The organism is Streptomyces sp. NPDC006259 (genome assembly GCF_042870975.1).
Taxonomy (GTDB): Bacteria; Actinomycetota; Actinomycetes; order Streptomycetales; family Streptomycetaceae; genus Streptomyces.
This window is the reverse complement of record NZ_JBIAHY010000009.1, coordinates 301,167-314,927: the sequence shown is the minus strand read 5'-3', so window position 1 is coordinate 314,927 and position 13,761 is coordinate 301,167. Positions and strand designations below refer to the sequence as shown.

At 70.8% G+C, this 13,761-nt stretch carries 13 protein-coding genes; 10 read left to right on the top strand and 3 right to left on the bottom strand.

What is annotated here, in order from left to right; translation table 11 throughout:
• Positions 1-6 precede the first annotated feature (6 nt).
• From ACFYO5_RS32965 to ACFYO5_RS32945, 5 genes are all read left to right on the top strand, one after another.
• Positions 7-1,758, top strand: coding sequence for an ABC transporter substrate-binding protein (locus ACFYO5_RS32965; protein WP_388715888.1), 1,752 nt, complete (start codon positions 7-9; stop codon positions 1,756-1,758).
• 69 nt (positions 1,759-1,827) lie between these two features.
• The gene (locus tag ACFYO5_RS32960) at positions 1,828-2,835 is read left to right on the top strand and encodes an ABC transporter permease (RefSeq protein WP_356562155.1); all 1,008 of its coding nucleotides are present in this window, start codon (positions 1,828-1,830) and stop codon (positions 2,833-2,835) included.
• Positions 2,832-3,923 carry an ABC transporter ATP-binding protein gene (locus ACFYO5_RS32955; RefSeq protein WP_388715885.1) on the top strand — a complete coding sequence of 364 codons (1,092 nt, stop codon included), beginning with the start codon at positions 2,832-2,834 and terminating at the stop codon, positions 3,921-3,923. The genes ACFYO5_RS32960 and ACFYO5_RS32955 overlap by 4 nt, the downstream gene beginning before the upstream one ends.
• The gene (locus ACFYO5_RS32950; protein ID WP_388715882.1) at positions 3,920-5,515 is read left to right on the top strand and encodes an ABC transporter ATP-binding protein; all 1,596 of its coding nucleotides are present in this window, start codon (positions 3,920-3,922) and stop codon (positions 5,513-5,515) included. Before ACFYO5_RS32955 ends, ACFYO5_RS32950 begins: the two co-directional genes overlap by 4 nt.
• 73 nt (positions 5,516-5,588) lie before the next feature.
• Positions 5,589-6,245, top strand: coding sequence for a trimeric intracellular cation channel family protein (locus ACFYO5_RS32945; RefSeq protein WP_388715879.1), 657 nt, complete (start codon positions 5,589-5,591; stop codon positions 6,243-6,245).
• Here the strand turns inward: ACFYO5_RS32945 and ACFYO5_RS32940 are convergent.
• The gene (locus tag ACFYO5_RS32940) at positions 6,154-7,383 is read right to left on the bottom strand and encodes an alpha/beta hydrolase (RefSeq protein WP_388715876.1); all 1,230 of its coding nucleotides are present in this window, start codon (positions 7,381-7,383) and stop codon (positions 6,154-6,156) included. The genes ACFYO5_RS32945 and ACFYO5_RS32940 overlap by 92 nt on opposite strands.
• 145 nt (positions 7,384-7,528) lie before the next feature.
• Between ACFYO5_RS32940 and ACFYO5_RS32935 the strand changes: the two genes are divergently transcribed.
• On the top strand, positions 7,529-8,386 hold the full coding sequence (locus tag ACFYO5_RS32935) for a thioesterase family protein (protein ID WP_388715873.1): 858 nt from the start codon (positions 7,529-7,531) through the stop codon (positions 8,384-8,386).
• 863 nt (positions 8,387-9,249) lie between these two features.
• Here ACFYO5_RS32935 and ACFYO5_RS32930 read toward each other — a convergent pair.
• Positions 9,250-9,897, bottom strand: coding sequence for a TetR family transcriptional regulator (locus tag ACFYO5_RS32930; RefSeq protein ID WP_356562145.1), 648 nt, complete (start codon positions 9,895-9,897; stop codon positions 9,250-9,252).
• Between the two features lie 145 nt (positions 9,898-10,042).
• On the opposite strand from ACFYO5_RS32930, the gene ACFYO5_RS32925 reads away from it, so the two are divergent.
• From ACFYO5_RS32925 to ACFYO5_RS32915, 3 genes are all read left to right on the top strand, one after another.
• A complete protein-coding gene (locus ACFYO5_RS32925; protein ID WP_388715870.1) occupies positions 10,043-10,210 on the top strand; it encodes a hypothetical protein in 168 nt (55 codons plus the stop codon).
• Positions 10,211-10,227: 17 nt separating this feature from the next.
• Entirely contained in the window at positions 10,228-10,494 is a 267-nt protein-coding gene (locus tag ACFYO5_RS32920; RefSeq protein WP_356562143.1) for a DUF4190 domain-containing protein, read from the top strand.
• Positions 10,495-10,680: 186 nt separating this feature from the next.
• Positions 10,681-11,850 carry a cysteine desulfurase family protein gene (locus ACFYO5_RS32915; protein WP_388715867.1) on the top strand — a complete coding sequence of 390 codons (1,170 nt, stop codon included), beginning with the start codon at positions 10,681-10,683 and terminating at the stop codon, positions 11,848-11,850.
• On the opposite strand, the gene ACFYO5_RS32910 is transcribed toward ACFYO5_RS32915, so the two are convergent.
• Entirely contained in the window at positions 11,843-12,550 is a 708-nt protein-coding gene (locus ACFYO5_RS32910; protein WP_388715864.1) for an N-acetylmuramoyl-L-alanine amidase, read from the bottom strand. The genes ACFYO5_RS32915 and ACFYO5_RS32910 overlap by 8 nt on opposite strands.
• An 86-nt stretch (positions 12,551-12,636) precedes the next feature.
• Here ACFYO5_RS32910 and mnmA point away from each other — a divergent pair, with 86 nt between their 5' ends.
• Positions 12,637-13,761: a tRNA 2-thiouridine(34) synthase MnmA gene (gene mnmA / locus ACFYO5_RS32905; protein WP_388715861.1), complete on the top strand. Its 1,125-nt coding sequence runs from the start codon at positions 12,637-12,639 to the stop codon at positions 13,759-13,761.

Genomic DNA, 13,761 nt, shown 5'->3' with positions numbered 1-13,761 from the left:
ACCATCATGCGAAGGTCAGCGTTGGCCGCGGTGGCGGCCATCGGCAGTGCGAGTTTGCTGCTTTCGGCTTGCAGCAAGGCCGATGACAACTCGGACAACAACGGAAACAAGTCGGCTGGGGCCAACGCAGCGACCAAGGGTGTCGTCAACGCCTCCACCCAGAAGGGTGGGACGGTCACGTACGAGTACTCGGACGTCCCGGACTCCTTCGACCCCGGCAACACGTACTACGCGTACATGTACAACCTCAGCCGGCTGTACGCCCGCCCGCTGATGACCTTCAAGCCCGGTCCGGGCGAGGAGGGCAACGAGCTGGTCCCGGACCTCGCGTCGGGCAAGGGCGTGCCGAGCGACGGCGGCAAGACCTGGACGTACAAGCTGCGTGCGGGCCTGAAGTACCAGGACGGCACCGCGATCACCGCGAAGGACGTCAAGTACGCCGTCGAGCGCTCGAACTTCGCGCGTGACGTCCTCTCCCTCGGCCCGAACTACTTCCAGCAGTTCCTCGAGGGCGGCGACAAGTACAAGGGTCCGTACAAGGACAAGAGCGCCGAGGGCCTGAAGTCCATCGAGACGCCGGACGCCACCACGGTCGTCTTCCATCTCAACCGCGCCTTCCAGGAGTTCGACTACCTGGTCGCCACGCCGCAGACGGCTCCGGTGCCGCAGGCCAAGGACACCGGCATCGACTACGTCAAGAACATCGTGTCCTCGGGCTCGTACCAGTTCGAGAGCTACGAGGAGGGCAAGCAGGTCGTCCTCGTCCGCAACAAGAACTGGGACGCGAAGACGGACCCGCTGCGCAAGCAGTACCCGGACAAGATCGTGGTCAAGCTCAAGGTCAACTCCGAGACCATCGACCAGGACGTCCAGGCCGGTGACGCGATCGACCTCGGCGGTACGGGTGTCCAGGCCGCGACGCAGGCCAAGGTCGTCAACGACGCCTCGATGAAGTCCAACACGGACAACACCTACGGTGGCCGTCTGGTCTACCTGGCGATCAACACCCAGGTCGCGCCGTTCGACAAGGTCGAGTGCCGCAAGGCCGTCGAGTACGCCATCGACAAGGTCTCCGTGCAGACCGCCGAGGGCGGCCCGATCCGTGGTGACATCGCCACCACCGTCCTCCCGCCGGACATCCCGGGCTACCAGAAGGCCGACGCCTACCCCACCGCCGGCAACAAGGGCGACGTGACCAAGGCCAAGGAGCAGCTGAAGGCCTGCGGCAAGTCGAACATCACCACCAACATCTCGGCGCGCAGCGACCGCCCGCAGGAGATCGACGCGGCCACCGCGATCATCGCCTCGCTGAAGAAGGCCGGCATCAACGCCAGCCTGAAGCAGTACCCGTCGGGCAAGTACTTCACCGACTACGCGGGTGTGCCGACCTTCGACAAGAAGCAGAACATCGGCCTGCACATGATGCAGTGGGGTGCCGACTGGCCGGGCGGCTACGGCTTCCTGCAGCAGATCCTGCACGGTGACGCGATCGGCGCCTCCGGCAACACCAACCTCTCGTACCTCAACGACAAGCAGATCAACGAGGCGCTCGAGAAGGCCATCGCCACGCAGGACGAGACTCAGCGCAACGCCATGTACGCCGAGATCGACAAGCGAGCGATGGATCTGGCGGCGCTCGTCCCGCTGACCTACTTCAAGGTCCTGCTGTACCGCCCCGCCGCGTTCACCAACCTGGTGTCCACCGCGGCCTTCAGCGGTCAGTACGACTACCTCAACATCGGCACGACCAAGAAGTAGCCCCGGAAGGCAGGTGAAGGCATTGGTGCCCGCGGGCTTAGCGGCCCGCGGGCACCAGCGCCGGTCCCCGTGATCTCGTACATCCTCCGTCGGACGCTCGCGGCAGTGCTCCTGCTGCTGGTCGTCACCGCGGTCACCTTCGCGATTTTCTTCCTGCTGCCACGGCTCGCCGGCCAGAGCGCCGACCAGCTCGCGCAGCAATACATCGGGAAGAGCCCGACGAAGGCGGACATCGCCGCGGTCAAGCAGAACCTCGGTCTGGACGAACCCCTGTACGTCCAGTACTGGCACTTCATCAAGGGGATCGTGGCCGGCGCCACCTACAACCTGGGTCCCACGACGGCGCACTGCGACGCGCCGTGCTTCGGCTACTCCTTCAAGAACCACGTCGCGGTGTGGCCGCAGCTCACCTCGCGCCTCCCGGTGACCCTCTCGCTCGCCGCCGGTGCCGCCGTGCTGTGGCTGGTGTCCGGCGTGCTGATCGGTGTGGTCTCCGCGCTCAAGCCCCGCAGCTTCTTCGACCGCGCCTTCATGGGCGTCGCGCTCGCCGGTGTCTCGCTGCCCATGTTCTTCACGGGCAACCTGGCGCTGCTCCTCTTCACCTACCAGTGGCCGATCTTCGGCCGCACCTACGTACCGTTCACCGAGAATCCGGCCGAGTGGGCCAACACGCTCTTCCCGGCCTGGTGCTCGCTCGCCCTGCTGTACTCCGCCATCTACGCGCGGCTCACCCGCTCCGGCATGCTGGAGACGATGAACGAGGACTTCATCCGCACGGCCCGCGCCAAGGGTCTGCGCGAGCGCAAGGTCGTCGCCCGGCACGGGCTGCGGGCCGCGCTGACCCCGATCATCACCGTCTTCGGCATGGACCTGGGTCTGCTGCTCGGCGGCGCCGTGATCACCGAGAGCGTCTTCTCGCTGCCCGGCATCGGCCAGTACGCGGTACAGGGCATCACCGACAACGACCTGCCCCCGATCCTCGGCGTCACCATGCTCGCCGCACTCTTCGTCGTGATCGCAAATCTCCTGGTGGACCTGTTGTACGCCGCCGCCGACCCGCGGGTGAGGCTCTCGTGACCCAACTGTCCAAGACCGGCGCCGCCCTGGGCGAGGCATCGCCCGCGAACGTCCCGGACGCCTTTCTCGCGGTCCGTGATCTCAAGGTGCACTTCCCGACCGACGACGGCCTGGTCAAGTCGGTGGACGGGCTCAGCTTCCAGGTGGAGAAGGGCAAGACCCTCTGCATCGTGGGCGAGTCGGGCTCCGGCAAATCCGTGACCTCGCTGGCGATCATGGGCCTGCACCGGCTCGGTGCCGGCGGCAAGCACGTCCGGATGTCCGGTGAGATCTGGCTCGACGGCAAGGAGCTGGTCTCCGCCGACCCGGACGAGGTGCGCCGGCTGCGCGGCCGCGAGATGGCGATGATCTTCCAGGACCCGCTGTCCGCGATGCACCCGTACTACACGATCGGCAACCAGATCGTGGAGGCGTACCGGGTCCACCACGACGTCAACAAGAAGACCGCGCGCAAGCGGGCCGTCGAGATGCTCGACCGGGTCGGTATCCCGGAGCCGGACAAGCGGGTCGACAACTACCCGCACGAGTTCTCCGGCGGTATGCGCCAGCGCGCGATGATCGCCATGGCGCTCGTCAACAACCCCGAACTGCTCATCGCGGACGAGCCGACGACCGCCCTCGACGTGACCGTCCAGGCGCAGATCCTCGACCTCATCCGGGACCTGCAGAAGGAGTTCGGCTCCGCGGTCGTCCTCATCACGCACGACCTGGGAGTGGTCGCCGAGATCGCCGACGACGTCCTGGTGATGTACGGCGGCCGGTGTGTGGAGCGCGGTTCGGTCGACTCCGTCTTCGAACGGCCGCAGCACCCGTACACCTGGGGACTGCTCGGCTCGATGCCGCGCATCGACCGCGAGACCTCGGACCGGCTCATCCCCGTCAAGGGCCAGCCGCCGAGCCTCATCAACGTCCCCTCGGGCTGCGCCTTCCACCCCCGCTGCCCGTACGCGGACATCCCCAAGGGCGATGTCACCCGTACCGTGCGCCCGGAGCTGCAGCCGGTCGGCAGCGGACACTTCTCCGCCTGCCACCTCTCGCCGGAGGACCGTACGCGGATCTGGACCGAAGAGATTGCGCCGAAGCTGTGAGTGAGACGAAGAAGACGGGCGCGACCGCGGTCCCGGCCCAGGCCTCCGCCCCCGACGAGCGCGAGGTGCTCCTCAAGGTCGAGGGCCTGCAGAAGCACTTCCCGATCCGCAAGGGCGTCCTCCAGCGCCAGGTCGGTGCGGTCAAGGCGGTCGACGGCATCGACTTCGAGGTGCGCAAGGGCGAGACCCTCGGCGTGGTGGGCGAGTCGGGCTGCGGCAAGTCGACCATGGGCCGGGTCATCACCCGGCTCCAGGACCCGACCGGCGGCTCGATCCACTTCGAGGGCCAGGACATCACGCGGCTGAACGCGGCCGGGATGCGTCCGCTGCGGCGGGACATCCAGATGATCTTCCAGGATCCGTACGGCTCGCTGAACCCGCGGCACACCATCGGCTCCATCGTCTCGGCGCCGTTCCGCCTCCAGGGCGTCGAGCCCGAGGGCGGGGTGAAGAGGGAGGTCCAGCGGCTCCTGGAGCTGGTGGGCCTGAGCCCCGAGCACTACAACCGCTACCCGCACGAGTTCTCCGGCGGCCAGCGCCAGCGCATCGGCATCGCCCGCGCCCTGGCCCTCAAGCCGAAGCTGGTCGTGGCCGACGAGCCGGTCTCCGCGCTCGACGTGTCCATCCAGGCGCAGGTCGTGAACCTCATGGACGACCTCCAGTCCGAGCTGGGCCTGACGTACGTGATCATCGCGCACGACCTCTCGGTCGTCCGGCACGTCTCGGACCGAATCGCGGTGATGTACCTCGGCAAGATCGTCGAACTCGCCGACCGCAACTCGCTGTACAAGGCGCCGATGCACCCGTACACCAAGGCCCTGATGTCGGCCGTGCCGGTGCCGGACCCCAAGCGGCGGGGCGCCAAGAGCGAGCGCATCCTCCTCAAGGGCGACGTGCCCTCGCCGATCTCCCCGCCCAGCGGCTGCCGGTTCCACACCCGGTGCTGGAAGGCGACGGAGATCTGCAGGACGACCGAGCCCGCGCTCGTCGAGCTGCGGCCGGGCCAGCAGGTCGCCTGCCACCACCCGGAGAACTTCGCGGACCAGGCTCCGCAGGACACCGTCCTGCTGACGGCCGCGAAGGAAGCGGCCGAGCTGGTGGCCGACGAGGTGCTCGCCGAGTCGGCGCAGACGTCGGCGGCGGTGGCGGCGGAGATCGGCTCGGAGGCCGGTGCGAAGGTCGGTTCGGAGGCCGGTTCGACGGCTGTGGCCAAGAGCGCGTCGGAGGCCGAGGCGGAAGCCGCGGCTTCGGGGGCCGGGGCCTCCGAGTCGGCCGAGGTCGCGTCCCCCGAGGTCGCGTCCCCCGAGGTCGCGTCGCCCAAGGTCGCGTCCCCCGAGGTCGCGTCGCCTGCGGCGGAGTCGGCTGAAGCTGAGGCGCAGGTCGTCGAGGGCGAGGCCGACTCGGACGCTCCCGAGGCGGAGACTCCGAAGGCGGACGTCGTCAAGGCGGAGACCCCCAACGGGGACATCGCCAAGGTGGACATCCCCGAGGCGGAGACCCCCAACGGGGACATCGCCAAGGTGGACATCGCCGAGGCGGAGACCCTCGAAGCCGCCGCCTCCGCGGAGGAGCCTCCCGCCAAGGAGAAGTAAGCGAAGTAAGAAGCGAACGAGCCCCTGCCTTGCAATGTAAGGCAGGGGCTCTGTGCTGGGTGAGAATGGTGGGGTGCTCCACCAACTCTTCAGCCCATCCGTCCAGCACACGCTCGACCTGATCGGCATCTTCGTCTTCGCGATCTCGGGCGCACTGCTGGCCGTGCGGAAGAACTTCGACGTCTTCGGTATCGGCGTCCTCGCCGAGGTGACCGCGCTGGGCGGCGGCATCTTCCGGGACGTGATCATCGGGGCCGTGCCGCCCGCCGCCTTCACGGACCTGGGCTACTTCCTCACCCCGCTGCTCGCCGCCCTCCTCGTCTTCTTCCTGCACCCGCACGTGGAACGCATCCAGTCCGGCGTCAACGTCTTCGACGCTGCGGGCCTCGGCCTGTTCTGCGTCTCGGGCACCGTGAAGGCGTACGACCACGGCCTGGGCCTCACCGCCTCCGCGGCCCTGGGACTGGCCACCGCCGTCGGCGGCGGTGTGCTGCGCGACGTCCTCGCCAACGAGGTGCCCTCACTGCTGCGCTGGGACCGTGACCTCTACGCGGTCCCGGCGATCGTCGGCGCCACGATGGTGGCGGTCTGCCTCCGTTACGACGTCCTCACCCCGCTGGCCAGTGGAGTGGCCGCCCTCACGGCCTTCGTCCTGCGGCTGCTCGCGATGCGGTTCCACTGGCGAGCGCCGCGTGCGTGGAACCGTCGCTCGACGGTGCGGGAGGAGTAGCGCCACCGGCAGGGCCACGCCGGCCCAGCTGGGTGGTCAGCCAGCGGAAGGCGGGCACCACCTGCGGTCGCCACAGCGCCATGTTGTGACCGCCGGCGCTTTTCGGGATGTAGACGACGTGCACGGCCGTCGGGGCCTTCGCCGCCCGCTGGAGGGCGAGGCCCGCCTCGTAGCCGTCGTGCGGCTGGCCGGAGACGTAGAGCGCGACGGCGGGCGCCGCGGGCGCCGCGCGCAGCACCAGACAGGGGTTGTTCGCCCGGCGCAGGGTCGGGTTCTGCGCGGTGAGCGAGTCGCGTTCGCCGATCGGGTCGTTGTAGCCGGACATGCTGACCGCCGCCCGGAAGCGGTCCGGATGGGAGACGGCCAGTTTGGCCGCGCAGTGGGCCCCCGCCGAGTACCCGGCGACCGCCCAGCCCCGCGGGGCCGGCTGGGCACGGAAGTTGTCCCTCACCATCTTCGGCACGTCGAGGCTCAGCCAGGAATCGGCGTTGACCGTGCCGGGCACGTTGGCGCAGCCGGTGTCCACGCCGGGCAGGAGCGTGGTGCGCGGCGCGACCAGGATGAACGGTGCCACCGTGCCCTGGCGCATCAGCGGCAGCAGCTGCTCGTGCACGCCCAGTGCCCCGAACCACGACTTCGGCGATCCGGGGTAGCCCGGCAGCAGTTCCACGACGGGGAACTCGCGGTGCCGGTAGGCGGGGTCGTCGTACTGCGGGGGCAGCCACACGTAGACCTCGGCGGTCACGCCGGAGACGCGGCCCCGCAGTTCGGTGACGCGCACCCCGCCGGCCGCGTGCATACCGGGCCCGTCGGCGCCGGTGAACGTCTGCCGGACCCGGGGCAGCCGCTCCAGGGCGATGCCGCCGGTGCCGTCGACGCCCAGATCGGCGGCCTGCCGCACATGGGTGCCGGTGCCGAGCAGGTCGGCCCAGTCGTCGTAGAGGTTGTTGGCGTTGTTGACCAGCACGAAGACCAGCGCGACGGCCGTGCCCTGGGCGAACATCAGCATCAGCATCCGGGCGGCGGCGCGCAGGATCCGGGGTCCGCGCAGCCGTGACCACCACAGCAGCGGCACGGCGACGGCGACGACGGACAGCGCGATCAGCGTGTAGAGGAACGGGGTCCCGGTCAGGCTCATGTCTGTGCAGAGGGAAAACGTGGGCCCGAGGTTTACGGACGAGTGCGGACACTTACCGGGAAATTGCCCGCCGTTCACCTGGGAGCGGTGAGGGTGCCGAGGAGGAAAGCTACCGCTTAGTAATTGGCTGTTGTACCGTTCACGCATGCCTGAAGCAGCCATCGCCCCCGCCGCCCTCGGCGACAGCGAGTTCGACCGGGACACCGCCGTCACCCTCCGCGAGCCCGGCGTGTACGACACCGACCTCTCGGCCGGCTGGACCGTCTTCGGTGCCGTCAACGGCGGTTACCTGCTCGCCGTGCTGGGCCGCGCGCTCGCCGACGCCCTGCCGCACGGCGACCCCTTCACCGTCACCGCGCACTACCTGAGCGCCTCGCGCCCCGGCCCGGCGGTCGTCCGCACCGAGACCGTCCGCGCCGGCCGCACCCTCTCCACCGGCCAGGCCTCCCTTTTCCAGCGCGACGAGGAGGGCCGCGAGGTCGAACGGATCCGCGTCCTCGCCTCCTACGGCGACCTCGACACCCTCCCCGACGACGTCCGCACCTCCGCGAAGCCGCCCGCCCTCCCGCCGATCGGCCAGTGCTTCGGGCCCGAGGACGGGCCCGCCCCGGCCCCCGACGCCGACCAGCAGCCCATCGCCGAGCGGCTGATGCTCAAACTCGACCCCTCGACCGTCGGCTGGGCGCTCGGACAGCCCTCCGGCAAGGGTGAGATGCGGGCCTGGTTCGGGCTCGCCGACGGCCGGGACGCCGATCCGCTCTCCCTGCTGCTCGCGGTGGACGCCCTGCCGCCCACCGCCTTCGACCTCGGCATCGCCGGCTGGGTCCCGACGATCGAGCTGACCGTCCACGTCCGCCGCCGCCCGGCCCCCGGCCCCGTGCGCGTCTCCCTCACCACCCGCAACCTCGCGGGCGGCTTCCTGGAGGAGGACGGCGAGGTGTGGGACAGCGAGGACCGGCTGGTGGCCCAGTCGCGGCAACTGGCGCGCGTGCGCCTCGGGTGACGGCGCTCCCTCCGGCCCTGGGTGACGGCGCTCCCTCCGGCCCCGGGTGACGGCGCTTCCGGCCGGCCACCGGGCCGGCGGGGCGTCTTGGCCCGCGCTTTGCCCGATTGACAGGCGACGGACAGAGGCAGCCCAAGGAAGGCCCAAGCGGCGTTGGTTGAGTGACGGTCTCAGACCTTCCTCATCCCATCTGGAGCTGTCTCTCATGAAGCGTGCGCCGATCGTGCCGGTACGTCTCCTCCCCGCGACCGCCCTGCTGGCGCTCATGCCGCTCGCCCTGGTGGCCTGCGGATCGGACGACTCGGCGTCGTCGAACGGCGGCACGTCAGGGCAGGAGACGTGCGGACGGCCCAGTGGGGGACCCAGTGGGCTGCCCGGCGGAGCGCCGTCGGGGGCGCCGTCCGGCGCTGCCTCGGGGGTCGCTGCCTCCGGGGCCCCGACGGGTGCTGCCCCGAGCGGCACTCCGACCGGGACTCCGACGGGCGTGCCGACCGGTGCCCCGTCGGGCATGCCGAGCGGCGGGCCCGGCGGGGGCGGGCAGGGTGGTCCCGGTGGGGGACAGGGCGGCGGCTGCGGTGGCGGGCCGGGCGGCGGCCGGACCGGCGGTGGCCAGGGGTAGTCGATTCGGCAGGGCGGCAACAGGGCTGCACCGCCGACGTGTTCGTGGGCCAAGGGCGGTCACTCGGAGCCGAGTGGCCGCCCTTCGCGTTCGCGCCCTTCTCCGGGATGCCGCGTGTGCCGCCTGTATCGGCCAGGGCGAGCCAGGCCGAGCGTATGAGGCGTACCGGGAGCACCGGATCTATCGCGTGGAAACGGAGGTGCGGTGTGTCCGCGCGTACCGCCTGTGCCGGGATTCCGCCGGCTCAGGAGTCGAGCCAGTGTTGGCGGCCGATGCTGATGAGCCGCATCTGACGGGTCGCGAGCCGGACGACGCGGTCCAGGTCCTCCGCCGAGGCCTTGCCGGACTCCTGGGCCTCTCGCGCCTCCAGGAAGAGTGAGCCCGTGATGAGCATCTGGTCGACGTAGAGGTGCGACAGCATCAGCAGGTCGTCCTCGCTCCATCCCTCGGCCGCGGGGTCCTTGGCCAGCTCGGTCTTCACCTCCTCGGCGAACCGTCCGAGTTGGTCCCGGATCGCCTCCCGGACCGGCTGAACCCCGCCATGTCGCTCGCGGGCGATAAAACGGACGTGTGCGGGGTACGCGTGGACGTGACGGGCGATCAGGTCGACGGCCCGCGCGATGCGTTCGTCGCTGGTGTCGGCCGTGGTCACCGTGGTCCGGATCATGGCGTGCAGGCTGCCCAGCGCCTCCTCGACCAGGGCCACGCCCAGGTCCGCGATGGAGCGGAAGTGCCGGTAGAAGGCGGTCGGGGCGACGCCGACGGCGCGGGTGACCTCGCGCAGGCCGAGGCTGCTCAGGCTCTGGTCCTCCAGTAGCCCCAGTGCGGCCTCCAGGAGCGCCTGCCGGGTCTTCTGCTTCTGGGCCTGCCGGATGCCAAGGGTGTGACTCATGTCATCCAGTTAACAACTGTTCTCTGTAATTGCAAAGCCGTGAGACACGCTAGACTCCAGAGTCAGTGAACAACTGTAACCACAACTGTTCACCCAAACGTCACGAGAGACGGACACGCCAACCGTCCCGGAGGGGATCGATCCCATGCTGTTCCTCGTCGCCGCACTTCTGCTGCTCGGCGTCGTCATGGGCACCGTGGCCCACGCGCCGCTCGGCTTCAGCCTCGCCGCCGCCGCCGTGATCGCCGCGTGGCTCGGCATCTTCGCGCTGCGCGAGCGCCACGGCCACCGCCGCCACACCTCGACCCACTGACGGAAGGAACGATCGACATGCAGCTCACCGCACCGGCCACGCGCCGCACGGGCATCCGCGACACCGACGGCATGGCCGTCGCGTCCTTCATCCTGGGTCTCGTCGGCCTTCTGGTCCTCAACGTCTTCCTCGGCCCGATAGCCATCATCCTGGCCTCGGTGGCCCTGTGGCGAGGCACGAAGCGCCGCGGCCGAGCCGCCCTGGGCCTCACCCTCGGCATGGCCGACCTGGTCGTCCTGGCAGCCTTCATGCAGGCGGACTCGACGGTGTCCTGGAGCTTCTGAGGTCCGCCGCCCGGCCCGCGCGCGGTAGGCCTGATGGTGGCCGGGGCTCGCCGGTCCGGGGCAGCCCCTCAGTCGGCTCCTCGCCGCCCGGCCCGCGCCCGGCAGGGGCAAGGCGCGCCGCCCGGCCGCGGCCCGGGGTCACCTGATCCCGGGTCCGAGGACGCCGCGCCGTAGAATCGGCTCACCATGGCATACCTCGACCACGCCGCGACCACGCCCATGCTCCCGGAGGCGGCAGAGGCACTCACCGCCCACCTGGGCGTCACCGGCAACGCCTCCTCCCTCCACGCGGCCGGCCGCCGGGCCCGCCGTACGGTCGAGGAAGCCCGCGAGGCCCTCGCGGAGGCACTCGGCGCCCGCCCCAGCGAGGTGGTCTTCACCTCCGGCGGCACCGAGGCCGACAACCTCGCGGTGAAGGGCCTGTACTGGTCCCGCCGCGCCGCCGACCCCGCCCGGACGCGCGTCCTCGCCAGCCCCGTCGAGCACCACGCCGTCCTGGACGCCGTGCACTGGCTCGGCGAGCACGAGGGCGCGACGGTCGAGTACCTCCCGGTGGACGCCCACGGAAGGGTCCACCCCGACGCACTGCGCGAGGCCGTCGCCCGCGACCCCGACGACGTGGCCCTCGCCACGGTCATGTGGGCGAACAACGAGATCGGCACGGTCATGCCGGTCCGCGAACTGGCCGAGGCCGCCGCCGAGTTCGGCGTCCCCCTGCACGCGGACGCCGTCCAGGCCTTCGGCCAGATCCCCGTCGACTTCGCCGCCTCCGGCCTCGCCGCGATGACGGTCTCCGGCCACAAGATCGGCGGCCCCTACGGCATCGGCGCCCTCCTCCTGGGCCGCGAGCACACCCCCGTACCCGTGCTGCACGGCGGCGGTCAGGAACGGCACGTCCGCTCCGGCACCCTCGACGTCCCCGCGATCGCCTCCTTCGCGGTCGCCGGACGCCTCGCGGCCGAACGGCGCGAACGGTTCGCCCGGGAGATCGGCGCCCTGCGCGACGCCCTGGCCGCCGCGGTCCGTACCGCCGTCCCGGACGCGATCCTCGGCGGCGACCCGGCACCGGAGGGCCGCCTTCCCGCCAACGCCCACTTCACCTTCCCCGGCTGCGAGGGCGACTCCCTGCTCCTCCTGCTGGACGCCCAGGGCATCGAGTGCTCCACCGGCTCCGCGTGCACCGCGGGCGTCGCCCAGCCGAGCCACGTCCTGCTGGCCACCGGCACCGACCCCGACCTGGCCCGCGGCACCCTCCGCTTCTCCCTCGGCCACACCTCCACCGAGGCCGACGTGGAGGCGGTCGCCAAGGCCATAGGGCCGGCGGTGGAACGGGCCCGCGCGGCCGGACTCACCTGAGCCGAGCGGGGAGTCGGACGGCCGCGTGCGCCTCCCGCACCAGCCGCATGTACCGGTCCCAGTCCCAGTGCTCACCGGGGTCGGTGTGATCCGTCCCCGGCACCTCCACATGGCCGATGACGTGCTCGCGGTCCATGGGTATGCCGTACCGCCGGCAGATCCCGGCCGTCAGCCGCGCGGAGGCGGTGTACATCGCGTCGGTGAAGTCCTTCGGGCGGTCCACGAAGCCCTCGTGCTCTATGCCGACACTGCGCTCGTTGTACGCGCGGTTGCCCGCGTGGTACGCCACGTCCAGCTCGCGGATCATCTGCGTGATCCGGCCGTCCTTGCCGACGATGTAGTGGGCCGCCGCCCGGTGGGCCGGGTCCTGGAAGACCTTCACGGCGCTCGCCAGACTGCCCTGGGTGACATGGATGACCACCATGTCCACCCCGTAGTCGTCAGGGCGGTCCGCCCACCGGAAGTTGCCGGTCGAGGCGGCCAGCCACCGCGCGCCGCGGAAATCGACCGCACCCTCCACCCGCGCCTTCTCCACCCCCGGCATGCGCCACCACAGCCTGGCCAGCTCGTCCCGCGCCAGCACGCCCGTCCCGACGGCGGCGGCCAGGCCGCCCACCAGCAGCGCACGCCGCCCGATCCGCCGGTCCGCGTCCTTCCCCGACGCCCCGGACCCCACCCCGACACCCGTCTCCGCACCCATCTCCGCCCCGCCCTTCCTCGCCCCTCGAGATCCACAACGGATACTCGCGGGCCCCGGTTCCCGGCGCCCCGTACCCTGGAAGGGTTATGACTGAGACCTCGCAGCGCCCCCTCCGCGTCCTCGCCGCCATGTCCGGCGGGGTGGACTCCGCCGTCGCCGCCGCCCGTGCCACGGAAGCCGGCCATGACGTCACCGGTGTCCACCTCGCGCTCTCCGCGAACCCCCAATCCTTCCGCACGGGCGCGCGGGGCTGTTGCACGATCGAGGACTCCCGCGACGCCCGCCGCGCCGCCGACGTCATCGGCATCCCGTTCTACGTCTGGGACCTCGCCGACCGCTTCCGCGAGGACGTCGTCGAGGACTTCGTCGCCGAGTACGAGGCCGGCCGCACGCCGAACCCCTGCCTGCGCTGCAACGAGAAGATCAAGTTCGCGGCGCTCCTGGACAAGGCCCTGGCGCTCGGCTTCGACGCCGTCTGCACCGGCCACTACGCGAAGGTGATCGTCCGCGAGGACGGCGGCCGCGAGCTGCACCGCGCCTCCGACATGGCCAAGGACCAGTCGTACGTCCTCGGCGTGCTGGACGACAGGCAGCTCGCCCACGCCCTGTTCCCCCTCGGCGACACCGTCACCACCAAGGACGAGATCCGCGCGGAGGCCGAGCGGCGCGGTCTCGCGGTCGCCAAGAAGCCCGACTCGCACGACATCTGCTTCATCGCCGACGGCGACACCCAGGGCTTCCTCGCCAAGCGGCTGGGCAAGGCGGAGGGCGACATCGTCGACGAGAGCGGCGCCAGGATCGGCACCCACGAGGGTGCGTACGGCTTCACCATCGGCCAGCGCAAGGGCCTGCGCATCGGCACCCCGGCCGCCGACGGCAAGCCGCGCTACGTCCTCGACATCTCACCGGTGGACAACACGGTGACGGTCGGACCCGCGACCGCCCTGGACGTCACCGCCCTCACCGCGATCAAGCCCCGCTGGTGCGGCACCGCCCCCACCGGCCCCGGCACGTACACGGCCCAGCTCCGCGCGCACGGCGGCGAGACCGAGGTCACCGCCGAACTCGTCGACGGCGCCCTCGAGGTCACCTTCACCGAGCCGGTCCGCGGCGTCGCGCCCGGCCAGGCCGTCGTCCTCTACGACGGCACGCGCGTGGTGGGCTCGGCGACGATCGCCTCCACCACGCGCGCGCGGACCGCCGCCGTGTGA